The organism is Pseudoalteromonas sp. T1lg24, assembly GCF_002964745.1.
In the GTDB taxonomy this organism is placed as follows: Bacteria; Pseudomonadota; Gammaproteobacteria; order Enterobacterales; family Alteromonadaceae; genus Pseudoalteromonas; species Pseudoalteromonas spongiae.
The window spans coordinates 461,076-475,940 of record NZ_PQCB01000006.1; the positions used below are offsets into that span (position 1 = coordinate 461,076).

At 40.0% G+C, this 14,865-nt stretch carries 20 protein-coding genes; 4 read left to right on the top strand and 16 right to left on the bottom strand.

The window, feature by feature from the left end; translation table 11 throughout:
• Window positions 1-32 precede the first annotated feature (32 nt).
• From C2M30_RS05140 to C2M30_RS05185, 10 genes are all read right to left on the bottom strand, one after another.
• Window positions 33-857 (bottom strand): peptidoglycan DD-metalloendopeptidase family protein, encoded by an 825-nt coding sequence (locus tag C2M30_RS05140; protein ID WP_105170894.1) that lies wholly within the window; start codon window positions 855-857, stop codon window positions 33-35.
• A 9-nt stretch (window positions 858-866) separates the two neighbouring features.
• Window positions 867-1,511 (bottom strand): protein-L-isoaspartate(D-aspartate) O-methyltransferase, encoded by a 645-nt coding sequence (locus C2M30_RS05145; RefSeq protein ID WP_105170895.1) that lies wholly within the window; start codon window positions 1,509-1,511, stop codon window positions 867-869.
• Window positions 1,501-2,265 (bottom strand): 5'/3'-nucleotidase SurE, encoded by a 765-nt coding sequence (gene surE, locus C2M30_RS05150; protein WP_105170896.1) that lies wholly within the window; start codon window positions 2,263-2,265, stop codon window positions 1,501-1,503. The genes C2M30_RS05145 and surE overlap by 11 nt, the downstream gene beginning before the upstream one ends.
• A complete protein-coding gene (truD, locus tag C2M30_RS05155) occupies window positions 2,243-3,283 on the bottom strand; it encodes a tRNA pseudouridine(13) synthase TruD (protein WP_105170897.1) in 1,041 nt (346 codons plus the stop codon). Before truD ends, surE begins: the two co-directional genes overlap by 23 nt.
• Entirely contained in the window at window positions 3,276-3,749 is a 474-nt protein-coding gene (gene ispF / locus C2M30_RS05160; protein ID WP_010560939.1) for a 2-C-methyl-D-erythritol 2,4-cyclodiphosphate synthase, read from the bottom strand. The genes truD and ispF overlap by 8 nt, the downstream gene beginning before the upstream one ends.
• Complete coding sequence (ispD, locus tag C2M30_RS05165; protein WP_105170898.1) at window positions 3,740-4,450, bottom strand: 2-C-methyl-D-erythritol 4-phosphate cytidylyltransferase; 711 nt, start codon at window positions 4,448-4,450, stop codon at window positions 3,740-3,742. The genes ispF and ispD overlap by 10 nt, the downstream gene beginning before the upstream one ends.
• Window positions 4,437-4,721 (bottom strand): cell division protein FtsB, encoded by a 285-nt coding sequence (gene ftsB / locus C2M30_RS05170; RefSeq protein WP_054979728.1) that lies wholly within the window; start codon window positions 4,719-4,721, stop codon window positions 4,437-4,439. Before ftsB ends, ispD begins: the two co-directional genes overlap by 14 nt.
• A gap of 9 nt (window positions 4,722-4,730) precedes the next feature.
• On the bottom strand, window positions 4,731-5,363 hold the full coding sequence (locus C2M30_RS05175; protein ID WP_105170899.1) for a hypothetical protein: 633 nt from the start codon (window positions 5,361-5,363) through the stop codon (window positions 4,731-4,733).
• Between the two features lie 209 nt (window positions 5,364-5,572).
• Window positions 5,573-6,046, bottom strand: coding sequence for a DUF2947 family protein (locus C2M30_RS05180; protein WP_010560948.1), 474 nt, complete (start codon window positions 6,044-6,046; stop codon window positions 5,573-5,575).
• Between the two features lie 117 nt (window positions 6,047-6,163).
• Window positions 6,164-6,898, bottom strand: a complete 735-nt coding sequence (locus C2M30_RS05185) for a substrate-binding periplasmic protein (RefSeq protein ID WP_105170900.1) — start codon at window positions 6,896-6,898, stop codon at window positions 6,164-6,166.
• A 142-nt stretch (window positions 6,899-7,040) separates the two neighbouring features.
• Between C2M30_RS05185 and C2M30_RS05190 the strand changes: the two genes are divergently transcribed.
• The 3 genes from C2M30_RS05190 to C2M30_RS05200 all read left to right on the top strand — a co-directional run bounded on the left by C2M30_RS05190 (window position 7,041) and on the right by C2M30_RS05200 (window position 9,537).
• The gene (locus C2M30_RS05190; protein ID WP_105170901.1) at window positions 7,041-7,877 is read left to right on the top strand and encodes an AAA family ATPase; all 837 of its coding nucleotides are present in this window, start codon (window positions 7,041-7,043) and stop codon (window positions 7,875-7,877) included.
• Between the two features lie 5 nt (window positions 7,878-7,882).
• A complete protein-coding gene (locus tag C2M30_RS05195) occupies window positions 7,883-9,070 on the top strand; it encodes a vWA domain-containing protein (protein ID WP_105170902.1) in 1,188 nt (395 codons plus the stop codon).
• Between the two features lie 74 nt (window positions 9,071-9,144).
• A complete protein-coding gene (locus C2M30_RS05200) occupies window positions 9,145-9,537 on the top strand; it encodes an MmcQ/YjbR family DNA-binding protein (protein ID WP_010560952.1) in 393 nt (130 codons plus the stop codon).
• 172 nt (window positions 9,538-9,709) lie between these two features.
• Here the strand turns inward: C2M30_RS05200 and C2M30_RS05205 are convergent, their stop codons facing one another.
• The 6 genes from C2M30_RS05205 to C2M30_RS05230 all read right to left on the bottom strand — a co-directional run bounded on the left by C2M30_RS05205 (window position 9,710) and on the right by C2M30_RS05230 (window position 14,048).
• Window positions 9,710-11,662 (bottom strand): DUF7305 domain-containing protein, encoded by a 1,953-nt coding sequence (locus C2M30_RS05205; protein ID WP_105170903.1) that lies wholly within the window; start codon window positions 11,660-11,662, stop codon window positions 9,710-9,712.
• Entirely contained in the window at window positions 11,662-12,174 is a 513-nt protein-coding gene (locus C2M30_RS05210; protein WP_105170904.1) for a PilW family protein, read from the bottom strand. Before C2M30_RS05210 ends, C2M30_RS05205 begins: the two co-directional genes overlap by 1 nt.
• Window positions 12,171-12,560, bottom strand: a complete 390-nt coding sequence (locus tag C2M30_RS05215) for a type IV pilus modification PilV family protein (RefSeq protein WP_105170905.1) — start codon at window positions 12,558-12,560, stop codon at window positions 12,171-12,173. Before C2M30_RS05215 ends, C2M30_RS05210 begins: the two co-directional genes overlap by 4 nt.
• A complete protein-coding gene (locus C2M30_RS05220) occupies window positions 12,547-12,984 on the bottom strand; it encodes a GspH/FimT family pseudopilin (protein WP_105170906.1) in 438 nt (145 codons plus the stop codon). The genes C2M30_RS05215 and C2M30_RS05220 overlap by 14 nt, the downstream gene beginning before the upstream one ends.
• Window positions 12,985-12,993: 9 nt before the next feature.
• The gene (locus tag C2M30_RS05225) at window positions 12,994-13,368 is read right to left on the bottom strand and encodes a type IV pilin protein (protein WP_100912717.1); all 375 of its coding nucleotides are present in this window, start codon (window positions 13,366-13,368) and stop codon (window positions 12,994-12,996) included.
• Between the two features lie 173 nt (window positions 13,369-13,541).
• Window positions 13,542-14,048 carry a DUF3087 domain-containing protein gene (locus C2M30_RS05230; RefSeq protein WP_105170907.1) on the bottom strand — a complete coding sequence of 169 codons (507 nt, stop codon included), beginning with the start codon at window positions 14,046-14,048 and terminating at the stop codon, window positions 13,542-13,544.
• Between the two features lie 139 nt (window positions 14,049-14,187).
• On the opposite strand from C2M30_RS05230, the gene azu reads away from it, so the two are divergent.
• Window positions 14,188-14,640, top strand: a complete 453-nt coding sequence (gene azu, locus C2M30_RS05235; protein WP_105170908.1) for an azurin — start codon at window positions 14,188-14,190, stop codon at window positions 14,638-14,640.
• The last annotated feature ends 225 nt before the right edge of the window (window positions 14,641-14,865 follow it).

A 14,865-nucleotide genomic window follows, 5' to 3' on the forward strand; every position in this document is an offset into this window, starting at 1 on the left:
AAACACTAAAACACGTTCGCGCCCCAACTAACTTAGCGTGGCAAATACCTTAATGGGTTAACCGATTTACCTCGGTATCTTACTTCAAACCTCAGTCCAACCGACTTAGCTTCAGAGTTACCCATAGTGGCTATTTTTTGCCTAGCTGTAACTTTTTGCTTTTCTTTTACCAAAATTTTTTGGTTGTGAGCGTATGCCGTTAGATAATCATCATTATGTTTCACTATGATTAAATTGCCATACCCTCTTAACGCACTTCCCGCATAAACAACAATACCGTCTGCTGCTGCAAGAATGTCAGTCCCTAACTTATTTTTTATTAGAATTCCTTTATAGCCGTTTTCTTTTCCTGAAAACTTGCGGGCTATACGACCTTTAGCAGGCCAATACCAGCGCAACTTACCAGATCTTTTCGCTATCTTTTGTTGCTTTTTTAAACTGGCTTGATTTTCAACATACTCTTGTTGTTTTTTCTGATCAAGTGGTTTTTTTAATGAATTGTTATTTTTTTGTTTATTTTTGGTGGACTTGCTACTAGTGACCGTGTATTTTTTAGCCTTTTTTGCACGTTTAGGTGGTGATACTAAGTGTATTATTTGACCTGGAAATATGGTGTAAGGTGCTTTAATGCCATTGCTCTTAGCGAGATCACGGAAGTCTTTGTTTGATCTAAAAGCGATCGAATAAAGGGTTTCACCTTTCTTAACTTTATAGCTACTTCCATTAATTTTAATTTTTTGTTGCGAACTACTCTTACCAGATGAAAGGTTCGCGACCGGCGCCGGCGTTGTTCTGCTACTGCACGCTATTAACTGAAGACAGATTAAGCAAATAAGTAGTTGAGTTAACAGACGCATTAATATCACCTAATTAATTGCGCCAGCAACCAGCGGTACAAATCTTACAGGTTCTAATGTTTGCGTAATAAACTCATGACCTTGACGCTTCACTGCAACTAAGTTCTGTTGCTCATTACCGCCTACTGGAGAAATAAGCACTCCGCCTTCATTAAGCTGTTCCAGTAATGCCTGAGGCAACTCACTCGCTGCGGCTGTAACAATAATTCCGTCATAAGGCGCGTTAGATTGCCAGCCTTGCCAACCATCAGCGTGTTTCATAGTGACATTGAATAAATCAAGCTGGTGTAAACGTCTTTTGGCCTGCCACTGCAATGCTTTAATTCGCTCAACGGAATATACCGAGTGAAAACACTGAGCGAGAATTGCGGATTGATAACCTGAGCCAGTGCCAATTTCTAATACCTTGGCGTTTGGACCTGTGAGCTGCAACAAAAGCTCGGTCATACGCGCAACAATAAAAGGCTGAGAAATTGTTTGTCCCAAACCAATAGGTAATGCGGTATTTTGATACGATTTGTGTTTTAACACGTCATCTACAAACAAATGGCGTGGTGTAGCAGCAATCGCATCCAATACTTGCTGAGATCGAATGCCTTGCTCATAAACTAATTGCGCGAGTTGATGCGCACTACGACGATAATTATTCAACACCTGAAATATTCAATCCTTCAACCCAAGATTCCATTTTGGCAAGGCTCGATTTTGCCGTCATATCAACCGTCAACGGAGTAACTGATGCGTAATGATTAGCTACCGCAAAAAAATCAGTGCCATCGCCAGCATCTTGCGCTTCACCTAAATGACCATACCAATATATTTTTCGGCCCCACGGATCTATTTGTTCTTGCATGGTTTCAGCTTTGTGACGTGAACCTAAGCGCGTAACCTTAATGCCTTTTAAATCAGCAAGCGGAATGTCGGGTACATTCAAATTAATAATTTGGTCCGGACCAAGCGGGTGCGCTTTTATTTCTTTGATAATGGAAACTGCAACGGCAGCTGCGGTATCGTAATGTGCTTCATGTTTTGAGCACAAAGATACGGCAATCGCTGGTAATCCTAAAAAGCGCCCTTCACTGGCGGCTGCCACCGTGCCTGAATACAAGGTATCGTCACCTAAATTAGCGCCATTATTTATACCTGCCACAACTAAATCTGGGGTAAAATCGAGCAGTTTATTAATTGCCAATTGCACACAGTCACTCGGCGTGCCGTTAACCGATATAAAACCATTATCATATTGATGTGTTCTTAACGGGTTTAACAAGGTAAGTGAGTTACTTGCACCACTACAATTTCTATCAGGTGCAACAACCACCACTTCCGCTATCTGCGATAGGGCGTGATAGAGTACTTCAATCCCTTTTGCATTTACGCCATCATCATTGCTCAGCAAGATTTTCATTATTATCCTTATTCTTTAAAGAAACATCTTGGCACTCTGCAAGCTCACGCAGTACGGCCGTTGCAAAACACCCTTTCGGCAAACTAAAACTAAACTCTATCATATCTTGCGTGACTTCAAGCACTTCAAATTTTTCAGGATAAAGTCGCATATTTCTACGTTCAGCTTTAAGGCCAAGTTGTGAAAGGTTTTCATGCCAGCGAGCGAATGGTGCTAACCACTCTTTTTCAAGCTCTGTAACGCCCTGATCGCCTTTACCAACCAAAGGCGCTGATAAGTGAATATCTCCACAAGCCAAACGATTGACTGTTTCAAGGCTAATACGCTCTTTAAAAAATGCATTGCTACCATCTAGTAGGAACACTTCTTCGACCATGGTTTTTGCAATACCATATTGCGCAATACGTTGGCTTACAATTTGATTAAAGATATGAGAACGTGCAGCAGAAATAACAATACCACGCAGCTTACGATCGTGGATTTCTTTACCTGAGAACAACTGCTCTGCCAGCGTTAAGTTGTGTCCATCATGACCAAAACGCTGCGCACCAAAATAATTAGGCACACCTTGGCGAACCGCATTAATGCGTGTCAAAATGTCCTCAACCATACTGCAGCGTCTAAGCGTAATCGTAAAACGGTTGGCTTTATGGCAACCTGTTTTTAACTTTCGATTATGCCTAACTTGCTGAAGTACTTTCACACTGTCGCTATTCAGCGCTGAAAAGTCGATGTGCTTTTTAATCGGCACCGGTACGCTGAACCATTGCGATGTCACTGCATTGCGGTCTTTTAAACCAGGATAACTTACATTGCGAGCTTGCGTGCCAGCTATTTTAGCGATTTGCTTGGCAATATATTGGGTATTTTCTCCCTTCTTTATTACCTGTAAACATACATGCTCGCCACTTCCGCTAAGCTCAAAACCGAGTTCTTCATCTACTCGGAAATCTTCAGCACTAGTTTTAAATTCGGCGGTCGAATTAGGTTTGCCGTATAAATAACTTAAGTTATCCATTTACGAGTAACACCACGGCATGGCTTTCAATGCCTTCTTTACGACCAGCAAAGCCTAGTTTTTCAGTTGTTGTCGCTTTCACATTCACTTGGTCGATTTGAATATTTAAATCTTCTGCAATCACTTCACGCATTGCATTTATGTGTGGCGCCATTTTTGGTGCTTGAGCTACAATCGTGATATCAGTATTACCAACTTGGTAACCGCGCTCAGTCATTAGCGACACTACATGACGCAATAAAATTCGGCTATCGATGTTTTCAAATTCTGCGGCGGTATCTGGAAAATGTTTGCCGATATCACCAAGGGCTAGTGCCCCTAGAATTGCATCACACAATGCATGAATCGCTACATCACCATCAGAATGCGCTAAAAAACCAAACTCATAATCAATTTTTACGCCTGCAATTGTTAGCGGCCCTTCACCGCCAAACTTATGCACATCATAACCATGGCCTATTCGCATGTGTTGTTCTCCAAAATTTGCTTCGCAATCAAAAACTCTGCGATTGCAATATCATCAGGGGTAGTCAATTTAATATTATCTGCACGGCTCGATACTAATTGTACTTTTCCACCAGCCCATTCAATAGCTGAGGCTTCATCAGTAATTGCAACGTTTTCGTTTAAAGCATTAGTCAGTGCGGCGGTTAAATCGTTCAGTAAAAACATTTGCGGTGTTTGCGCCTGCCAAAGAGCTTCTCTTGGTACTGTCGCTTCAACAAACTCACTACCCTGCTTTATAGTATCTCGCACCTTACTTGCTAAAATGCCACCACAGTGACGCGATTGACAATGTGAAATGAGTGTACGTATATCGCTCGCTAAAACCAGTGGCCGCGCAGCATCATGTACCAAAACCCAGTCAACTGGATGATTAGCTGTCAGGTAATTCAGTGCATTTAATACTGAATCTGCACGTTCCTTACCCCCCAATACAGTCATAACGTTATCGGGCAAGGTTAAATCTGGAAAATAAGCGTCATTTTCACTGATAGCAACAATAATCAATGCATTGGGTATCGTTGCTTTTAGCTTATTAATGGTGTGTTCTAATACCGTTTTGTTGCAAAGTTGAATATATTGCTTTGGCTTATCGGACTGCATTCTTGCCCCAACGCCTGCGGCAGGAACAACAAATGCAAAAGAGGGATTAATATCTGTCATTTTTATGTGTTACGCGAAAAAAGGTTTCGCCTTGTTTAATCATACCCAACTCATTGCGTGCTCGCTCCTCAATGCCCTCGAGGCCAAGTTTGAGATCTTCCACATCTGCTTTCAGTAATTTGTTTCGTTTTTCTAATCTAGCGTTTACTTTAGTGTGTTGAGTAACGGCAGACTGCAGTTTTTTATAGTCTTTTACGCCGTGATGACCAAACCAAAGTTGGTATTGCAAACTTGCAAATAAACACAAAAGCGCTAACTGAAATAATCGCATAGTGAATTTCTATTTTTGAGTTATAAATGGGTGTTTAAAATCTTGCCAATTAATTCGTGCTGCAAGTAACATTTCGCGTAGCGTTAATACTCTGGGTGCTGTTGGCCGGCCGAGTAACCACACATGGCCACAACACGCCGCAGAAAACGCTATTTTGCTTGGTTTTAATACCTGAATACCAACACCTTCTTGTGATTTTCCTGCCTTATCAACCCAACCAAATTGATTGCAGTGAAAACCCGACGCGGTTACTTCATCAATGCTATCGATTCTAACAGTTGAATACTCAGCGTCATATACTAAAACCGGAATAATTAAACCAACAAAGACGTTTTTATCAAAAAATAGTGTGTTTTTCTCTAAATCGTACTTAGGTAGGTTACGCGATTGCTTTGCAATCCAACTGCCATTTTGCGTATCCAATGTAAGCGGACTATTGCCGTCTAAAATATGACTAGCGGCTTTTTCAATATAATATGGAAGGCTTGCAAAACGACGCTGTAATCGCTCTACATTATTAAATGATTCTTTACTCAAACGATGGATTTCACGAACATAAAACGTATTACACAACGCATTATATGCATTGCTTTTTGACGAACTGCGCCAAAGTTCTGTTTGTTCTTTACACCCTGTTTGCACTTATAAAAAACCCACCAAATACACTTAAGTAACCATAGTACATGATTCTATATTTGGATGTAATATAAGCAGTTGCTTTATCAAAGTATATGCTTAATGAAATTTTACATAACCTTAATTAATTAAGGTGAACAGTATGACAGCAATCGATAAGAAAAATAGACGTTAATGAGTAAAATGAAAAGTTATAGTTACAAGCAATAAGCGCATCAATCGACGCGCTTGCCTAGTTTTGCATAACCAGTCTCTAAAAACTGCACAACCTGATGGCGCTTTTTACCAATCAATAAACAGCCATCGCTCATAAACAGAAAATTTAACCACGTAGCTTTAAATGTACGCCAATCTGTTTCAATAACATGCTTTCGCGATAAACAGTAATAAACGGTTGTGTTCTCGTCCCAATCAAGGTGGTTAATTATTTCTTCAGGAAGCGCTTCGTCATTATCCCACGCAGATTCCCACTTTACTGAGTTACCCCATGTTTTACCATTACCCGGCCAATCTTTAGTATCGAAAAAATCAGGGTGATCTTTTTCACGGCTGACAAATGTGCACCATAAATTCGTTGCACGGCTATCTGACATTGGCTTTATTTTAGAAAGTAAATTTTCTTCGATAGGCAGTTGTTGATGACGAAATGCCCACGCATATTTAAAATCATCAAGGGATATGTAATTCATACTCGGTCAAATCAGTAAAAAGTCGTGAAACTATACCACAATTGATGTTTAAGCTAAATCACAGTAATGGCAGAGCATAAAATTGATAGAAAAGTAAAACGCAAAAAATCAGACTAGTTAAAGTTGACTTGGTAACGTTTGCTGGTACTTACTGTAAATTTCAGCCAGTTTTCCTGACTTTTTTAATTCGGCAAAACGACCATCAAACAGTTGGGCTATTTGTTTACCGCGCTCAGATTTCGAAAACGCCATATACAAATTCAATGAGCCGATATCTACTAATTCAAATTCCGATTTATCAGGCTGCTTAGCCAAATGCGTCGCTAAAATTGTGCGAACATCAATAAAATAATCAACTCGATTATGGCGCACTAAGTTAAACCCACTGTCCGTGCTTTCGGTCGGCACGCCTTTTACTTGGGATTTTAACTCACCACTGAGTAACTCATTTCGATACCCTGAACGCCAAACCCCGACTAGTTCAGGCAGCTGTGTTAATTTCGCAGCATCCAAATGGGCCTTTTTAATTAACACAGAAATTGGTTGGCTTAAAACAATATGCTGCGACATAACGTAATCGCTATTTAACGGCATCGCGCCGGTAAAATCAGCATTGCCAGACTTTACTAATTCAAGCGCTCTTAGCCAAGGCGTATACTGCACATCAAACTCCTGCCCATTATGAAAAACACTGCGCATTAACTCGTGATATAAACCGGAACCATCTTTATCAGTATAATTTGGCCAAGAGTCAGTAACCCAACTAATTGGGGGTTTAATCTCTTCTTGCTGTGACAAACAGTAAGTTGAAAACAACAACAAGCTTAAAAAGCAATAAAATCTAATTTTCACAACGCTTGCTCCAGGATGAATACTACAAAACTAAACTAATTTGCTCTCGTTTACTACTTTTAGCTGCAAGTTTGACCTTTACTTAATCACTTATTATGACAAACTTACAGATCTTACCAGTTTAATTTTCAAAAGGTGCTCCGTGCAATTTAATGGTACACAAGATTACATCGCGTCAGATTCACTTAAGCTGGCAGTAAACGCTGCAATTACGCTAGAAAAGCCACTCTTAATCAAAGGTGAACCCGGTACAGGTAAAACCATGTTGGCCGAAGAATTGGCGAAAGCACTCGATACTGAGTTAATTCAGTGGCACATAAAGTCAACAACTAAAGCACAACAAGGCTTATATGAATATGACGCAGTATCACGCTTGCGTGATAGCCAACTCGGCGATGAAAAAGTACACGACATTAGCAATTACATTGTTAAAGGTAAACTTTGGCAAGCCTTTGAAGCGAACAAACGCCCCATTCTGTTAATTGATGAAATCGACAAAGCTGATATCGAGTTTCCAAATGACTTGCTGTTAGAGCTCGATAAAATGGAGTTCTATGTGTATGAAACACAACAGCGCATAAAAGCAATCGATCGCCCAATAGTTATTATTACCTCTAACAATGAAAAAGAGTTACCCGATGCTTTTTTACGCCGCTGTTTTTTCCACTACATAAACTTTCCAACAGCAGAAGAAATGGCACAGATCATTGAAGTTCACCACCCTAACGTGAAACAGGATTTACTTGCACAAGCGCTACAAGTTTTCTTTGGGTTACGTGATGTAAATGGCCTTAAAAAGAAACCATCTACTAGTGAATTAATCGACTGGCTTAAATTGTTACTTGCCGAAGATATAGACGCACAAACCTTGCATGATAAAACTCAAAAAGGCGGACTTATGCCACTTTTTGGCGCACTGCTTAAAAATGAGCAAGATGTAAGCCTTATCGAAAAACTCGCATTTCTCGCTAAGCGTTAACACTTATGCTGATTGCGTTTTTTTTCACATTAAAAAAACACCGCGTAAATGTGAGCGTGCGTGAACTGTTGGATTTAATCAATGCATTAAAAAAACAGGTCATATTTGCCAATATCGACGATTTTTATCACTTGGCAAAACTGTGTCTAGTCAAAGACGAAACGCAGTTTGATAAATTTGATCGCGCTTTCGCTGGATATTTTGAAGGGGTTGAGGCTGTTGATATTTTCTCTAAGCTGCAAACCCAACATCAACTTCCCGAAGCGTGGTTAAAAAAGGAATTTGAAAAGCACCTTAGCCAAGAAGAAAAAGACAAAATTGAGGCCCTAGGTGGCCTTGATAAACTTATGAAAACCTTGGCGGAACGCTTAAAAGAGCAACAAAAAAGGCATGCCGGTGGTAATAAATGGGTTGGTACTGGCGGTACTTCTCCATTTGGTGCATATGGTTATAATCCTGAAGGCATACGTATTGGGCAAGATGGTAACAATCATCGCCGTGCTGTAAAAGTGTGGGATAAGCGTCAGTTCAAAAACCTTGACCAAGATGCCGATATTAGCTCGCGTACCATGAAGCTCGCACTAAAAAAGCTCAGAAAGTTTGCCCGTAGCGGTGAAAGTGACGAACTTGATTTGAATAACACTATTAGCGCAACTGCAAAACAAGGCGGTATGCTCGATGTAAAAATGAAACCTGAGCGCCACAATGCCGTAAAAGTACTTATGTTCTTTGATATTGGTGGCTCGATGGATGACTATATTCACACCTGTGAGCAACTGTTTAGCGCTGCACACTCTGAATTTAAACACCTAGAGTTTTTCTATTTTCATAACTGCTTATATGAAAACGTATGGCAAGATAACAAGCGCCGTTACAGTGACGTATTGGATACCTTAACAATCATCAACCGCTTTGCGAGCGACTATAAAGTGATTTTTGTTGGTGATGCAACGATGGGGCCTTACGAAATTGATTACTCCGGCGGCAGTGTTGAACATTGGAATGAAGAGCCAGGCAGAGTATGGCTTGAAAGAATAACGCAACACTTTAGTAATGTAGTTTGGCTTAATCCACAACCAAAACAATATTGGCACTACTACCCTTCAATTGGCATTATTGAGCACTTAATGGAAAAGCGCATGTTTCCCCTTACGCTAGATGGGATCGGGCAAGCAATTAAAAGTTTAAATTAGCGCTTACTGCGACTTTACTTTATCTCAATTTGATTAGTAGGATAAAACCCTAATTATAAAATAAAGCATATAAAATGGATAAGCACACGGTTACAGAGTACTTTATGAGTAAGCCTTTCACGAGCGTAAGCCAACCGTTTGGAGAAGGCGTAGACGTTTTTAAAGTCAAAGATAAAATGTTTGCGACCCTATCGCTTGGTAACGGTAATGAGAAAGATACAAATGGCAAAATGGCGGGTCACTATTGCATTAATTTAAAATGCGACCCCGATGAAGCACTCGCGCTCCGCGATATTTTTGACGCTGTTATTCCAGGCTATCATATGAATAAAAAGCTTTGGAATACCGTGATTCTTGATGGTTCAATGCCAAAAGGTGAAATTGAGCGCCTTATAGATAATTCGTTTTTATTGGTTGTTAGTAAAATGACCAAAGCAGATAGAGAAATGATATCACTTCACCTATGACCATACCTAATCTCAAATCTCTGTAATCGATATAATTCATCTAGTTACTGACATTTCATACTCAAGTCTAACGTTAAAAAATATTCACAGTTTCTGTGACGCTTTAGAGAAAATGTAAGCACATAAGAGCAGGGCTTTGCCCTGCTTTTATTTCAAAAGTTAAGAACTCAAATTACAGGTATTGGAATCCCAAAAACTGAAATTTACCTGTGGATGATACATCGGGGTCTGGGCCAACTACCGACTCACCCAAATATGTATCATAGTGAAATGCACCACTACCTGTTATTGACACTGTCTTCCCTAAAATCGCCCCCATAAAATCAGCTGATGATGTAACTGTGACGTCTGTTTTTGGCGCATAAACGGCAGCGTATATGTCTTCTGTGCCACCCTGAATTGCAATACCATCACCAACGTAATCGCTAAAAATGCTTAATACTGGAAGTTTGTCAGGATTAGTTAAACCAACATCTGGAGTGTAAATTTCACCACCGCCACCTACTTCAAACGTACCTTGAATTATAATCATTAGGCTACTGCCATCAGGGATCGTTAGAGTAGATTGCCCACCCATTTCAAAATCCCCTTTTATAAACCAAACCACGTGCGAATTATCAGCAATTTTAATATGACCTTTAACAGATACATTATTGACCATAATCACGTTACGTTCTAAACTTAGAAAAGTAGCTCTGACGCTTTCAAGTGAAGCAACACTGCCTTGGCTTGTTGAGTTTCTATCAACTGAAAATTCAGCACTTGTTTCGCCAATAACAAACACATCTCCACTACCTGAACCACTGACAAATAAATCACCGTTCGATACATAATCTTGATTAATATCTGACATTTGACTGTCAATATTCAAAGGGTCGCATTGCACTTCACTGTCTTCGCCACCATCATCAAATGGGATCTCCTCCAGCGGCTCTATTTCGTCAAACAAGGCAATGATGTTTTCTTCCGTATCGTGGTAATCACCCAAACCAAAATCAGTGTGCTCGATAAAACTACCGGTGCCAGCATACAATAAATCATCGTTAGATATAGTGGTTCCCCATTTAGGTAAGCTAACATCACCTACAACACGTACACCACCATCAACACGACCATAGGTTTGTATAAAATTACCAAAAGTTTGAACACCAAACGATAAGTTTAATGCCTCATAATCAATAATTGCATTATTCAAAAAGACATTACCTTTACTATAAACACCACCATAAATAGTCTCACCCGTTATATCGATGTTAGATGGATCGCTTGGACTGCCCGCTACAGGTGACGAGATTACATCACCGCCAACAACAACTTGTGATAAGGTAATATAGCTATTGCTTTGAATTGAACCGCCGATAATCGTATTTTTCACATCAACATAATCTAAAGCGGTTACATCACCACCGATAAAGCTTGATGCGCTTGTGATATCGACAAAACCGTTAGTACTTAAATTACCTGAAATAGAGGCCGAGCCACCAAATATCACATTACTGGTAGCCTTCACATCACCTTGAATATCGGCACCACCTTTAATAGTAATAACACCAATATCTGAAACCGTACTTACCGTAACAGCATCTCCAATGTTATCTCCACCATATGCTCCATCTTTTGAATTATAACTATCTGCTTCGCCACTACCGCCCAATACAACGCCATCACAACCAGTTAAACCCGTAGCAAATGGCGATGGGTAGTTTACCAAGTTTCCCGGTACAAATTTAAAAACAGCACTCAGTGTATCTCGCCCTTCGAACTGGCTGCCTTGAGTTTTAAATGTAAATACATCACCCGATACCGAAGTTAGCTCACTGCTATATTTACTATGATCAGATAGTCCCGTATCTGACATCATATCGGTATTTGCCGCCAGCGCTTCGACAAAATCATCTAACTCCATATAAGGGTTAGCTTTAATCATGTTTTCGACTTCTTCACGAATATTTAGCACGCCGAGTTCAGCGGTGTGTCGAGAGTTCATTTTCTTATGGAAGTTACCTGACAAACGTTCTTGTATAAAATTATCCTTCAACGAGCCAGCAACTAAGACACTCGCCATCATGACAAGCAACATAACGCTTAATAAAGCAAACCCTTTATTTGGATGAGAATACAACATTAGTTTGTCTCCTCCATTAAAATTTTACTGCTTACAGCGATATCAATTCTTATTCCATTTGGCAAATCTGCAATTGGAAAATCGTTCGGTAAAACGGTAATTTGAACCAAGTCCCCATTAATCGCAAAAGACATATTTGCGATTCCCTGAAGAATAACCACTTCGCCATTACCAGCGTTACAGAGTAAGTTTGGAACTTCAAATCGGTATGATTCTGTGTAAGGCGCAGCAACAGGCACAGTGCCATCACACGCAACTGAACCTACTTTATCTTGAATCACGCGAATATTGTCAGGTGCAGTCGATACGGGGGAAACTAGTGTTTGTTTCAAACTTCTGCTAAATACTTCTGTTGTGTAACGGAGCACCTCTTGCGTGTTTTCTATATTTTTAGATAAATTAATCGAATCAGAAATTCCGATATAGGCAAATCCAGTTCCAGCTATTAAGCTCATCGAAACAGCCATAGCTACCATCAACTCAACAAGTGAAAAACCTGATACAGTTTTCATGAACAAACCCTCGGAAGCTTAACCTGTAACGCTGCACTGTTAGCTAGATTGTCGGTCATTCGTTCATCGTTCCAGCTAACTAGAACTTCAAAGTCATCGATGTCAAAGCCATTAGGAAACTCAACTGTGTATTTGTTTGTTTGAGCAGCTACATCAAGATCTGCAAGTTCAATATTGCCAATTTGTAAATCGCATAAATTAGCCCAAGACTGTTCGACTGCATTATTCGCCTGTATCAGCGATAAAGTATAATCAAGGCTGCTAGCAGCATATTGCAATGACTTAACTTGACCCGCCCCAAGACTAAGTAATGCAATCGCTGAAACAACCGTTGCAACCATAGCCTCCACAAGCGAAAACCCAGACTGTTTTTTATGGAGTTCCATTGATACAAGCTCCCTTAGTTAATTGGCTTTGCCCACTCACTAACACAGCAAAGCAACGGTCTTGAGTATCGGCATCATCATCAACGATGCTTAGATTTATGCTTGTCGTCTCACCTGAGGCACGCACAGTCATATTTGCCAGCCCTTCAACTTTAATGTTTTCGTAATTGCTACTAAAAACCATGATAGTTTCACCATCAAGCTGGACGTGCCAATCAGCTCCTGAAACTACCAGTTCAATATCCGACTCCCGCTTAACTGCTTCACTGCGAGCAAACTTAAACGTGCTGGTTAGTTGATTTGCAGTAGCAACGAGTCTGTCCGATTTAATGGTGGTGATCATAGAAGGAATTGCAACAGTACTTAGAATGCCTACAATACTTGAAACAACTGCTAACTCTATTAAGGTATATCCATTTTTCATAACATCACCTCAACGCCAGCACGTGTCGAGGGAAGCAGTTGTGGTGCCTTGTTGGTTAACAGACAAGTCACCGCATTTATCGTCTGATTGTGGTCCTTTGGGACTTGCATTCAAGGTGAATGCTGTGTCGCTATCACGTGAATACGTAAAAGCATAATAATCAGATGTTTCAGGAGTAATAGCATCTTCGGCGGGGTATTCACCAAGGCGTGTATAGTTTCTCTCAAGCGTGCCTGAGAGCTGAAGTAAATATTGCTGCGCGTCTACTCTGCGACTTTCCTTAACGTATTCAGTATATGCAGGCAGAGCTATCGCTGTTAAAATACCAATGATTGCAACCACAATCATTATTTCAACAAGTGTAAAGCCGCTATTTTTTTGCATTTCCTCACTCCTAAAAGCGCACTATGAAATGCAAATCCGTTTGTCAGTGCAGTCTTATAAGTATAGAAAAGCTTAAAAAATAGACAAAACAAAATAGTCTCTTTTTGCTGTATTGAACAAATTTAAGCCCCATTTTGCTAAGCAAATATTTAATTAGTAACCAAAATTTAAATCTAATAATTTTCCAATAATTTTTGGGAATATTTCTCAGTATCGAGTACAACATTCACTTCACGGGCTTTTGCATCAAGTTCAGCTTGCCAAATACTTAACTCTTCCATCGTAATGGTATTGTCATCAAGCTGCCAAAGCTGGCGAGAACCTGCATACGAGTAGTTAATTATCTGCATAGCGATAACATCGCCTTCCTCAACTGCAGCTTTTAACTTACGCATTTTACGGGTTATGTAATTCAGCTGTTTTTTCAGCTCCCAAACATACGTTACTTCTGTCATAAAATCGTGATGCTTATATTTTTTTAACACGCTACCAATCACTAAACAGCTAATCACGACTCCTGCCAGGTTCCAGTGGAAGTGACCCCCTTGCTCATTCGGTAAAACAGCGATGAGCCCTTGTGCAATACCCAAACTGCCGACAACGAGTGCCGCAATGCAGCCAACAATCACTTTATTTAAATGATTGCGATAACGAGCTTTGTTGATCTCTTGTAATTTCATGCGCGTAAAACCTTTAAATTATTCTGACGTGTACCAAGACAAGGGATTTTACCATTTATTAATTGAAACAAAACCTTGCAAGTCAGTTGTTAAAATATAAAATGAAAACGATTATCAATAGCATTAGATAGGAAGACACATGAAATATTTAATTAAGTTAGGTTTTATTACATTAGCGGGAGCACTATTCTCTGCCAATGCATCAGCTTCGTGCAAAGCTACACTCGAAGCCAACGATATGATGCAATTCAACCAAAAAACACTGAGCTTTTCTAAAGACTGCAAAGAAATTAGCATTGAGTTAAAGCACGTTGGTAAATTACCTGCCCAAACCATGGGTCATAACGTTGTAGTTGTAGACACAGCAAATATACAGACTGTTGCAACAGACGGTATGTCGGCAGGAATTGATAACCAATATGTAAAACAAGGCGATGAGCGCGTATATGGATATTCCAAAGTAATCGGTGGCGGCGAAACAACCACACTCACTTTTGCAACCGGCAAATTAAAAGCTGGTGGCGACTATTCATTTTTCTGCTCATTCCCAGGCCACTGGGCGATTATGAAAGGTAAGTTAGAGTTCAAATAGGCTGAAAATTCCTACTGGGCGTTTTTTAAACGCCCTTGAGGACAAATGTCCTTACCTCAAGCATCTACAAAGCACTATATTGGTGAATCACTTTGAAAATACAGTGTGTAATAGTGAACTTTAACGTCATTAAAACGTCATAACTCTGTATTAAGTTAATGGAAATCGCAGGCACCCTGATCCAGTGGCTGTACTTGTAAAACCAGTGTTTACCCTAAACACTTA

What these genes read in the sequence shown, in the direction of transcription:
- C2M30_RS05230 (WP_105170907.1), bottom strand. Translation starts at nt 14,048, where the DNA reads ATGAAATTACAAGAGATCAACAAAGCTCGTTATCGCAATCATTTAAAT.
- C2M30_RS05215 (WP_105170905.1), bottom strand. Translation starts at nt 12,560, where the DNA reads ATGGAACTCCATAAAAAACAGTCTGGGTTTTCGCTTGTGGAGGCTATG.
- ispF (WP_010560939.1), bottom strand. Translation starts at nt 3,749, where the DNA reads ATGCGAATAGGCCATGGTTATGATGTGCATAAGTTTGGCGGTGAAGGG.
- C2M30_RS05205 (WP_105170903.1), bottom strand. Translation starts at nt 11,662, where the DNA reads ATGTTGTATTCTCATCCAAATAAAGGGTTTGCTTTATTAAGCGTTATG.
- C2M30_RS05210 (WP_105170904.1), bottom strand. Translation starts at nt 12,174, where the DNA reads ATGAAAACTGTATCAGGTTTTTCACTTGTTGAGTTGATGGTAGCTATG.
- C2M30_RS05225 (WP_100912717.1), bottom strand. Translation starts at nt 13,368, where the DNA reads ATGCAAAAAAATAGCGGCTTTACACTTGTTGAAATAATGATTGTGGTT.
- truD (WP_105170897.1), bottom strand. Translation starts at nt 3,283, where the DNA reads ATGGATAACTTAAGTTATTTATACGGCAAACCTAATTCGACCGCCGAA.
- azu (WP_105170908.1), top strand. Translation starts at nt 14,188, where the DNA reads ATGAAATATTTAATTAAGTTAGGTTTTATTACATTAGCGGGAGCACTA.
- C2M30_RS05195 (WP_105170902.1), top strand. Translation starts at nt 7,883, where the DNA reads ATGCTGATTGCGTTTTTTTTCACATTAAAAAAACACCGCGTAAATGTG.
- ftsB (WP_054979728.1), bottom strand. Translation starts at nt 4,721, where the DNA reads ATGCGATTATTTCAGTTAGCGCTTTTGTGTTTATTTGCAAGTTTGCAA.
- C2M30_RS05200 (WP_010560952.1), top strand. Translation starts at nt 9,145, where the DNA reads ATGGATAAGCACACGGTTACAGAGTACTTTATGAGTAAGCCTTTCACG.
- C2M30_RS05180 (WP_010560948.1), bottom strand. Translation starts at nt 6,046, where the DNA reads ATGAATTACATATCCCTTGATGATTTTAAATATGCGTGGGCATTTCGT.
- C2M30_RS05220 (WP_105170906.1), bottom strand. Translation starts at nt 12,984, where the DNA reads ATGAAAAATGGATATACCTTAATAGAGTTAGCAGTTGTTTCAAGTATT.
- ispD (WP_105170898.1), bottom strand. Translation starts at nt 4,450, where the DNA reads ATGACAGATATTAATCCCTCTTTTGCATTTGTTGTTCCTGCCGCAGGC.
- C2M30_RS05140 (WP_105170894.1), bottom strand. Translation starts at nt 857, where the DNA reads ATGCGTCTGTTAACTCAACTACTTATTTGCTTAATCTGTCTTCAGTTA.
- surE (WP_105170896.1), bottom strand. Translation starts at nt 2,265, where the DNA reads ATGAAAATCTTGCTGAGCAATGATGATGGCGTAAATGCAAAAGGGATT.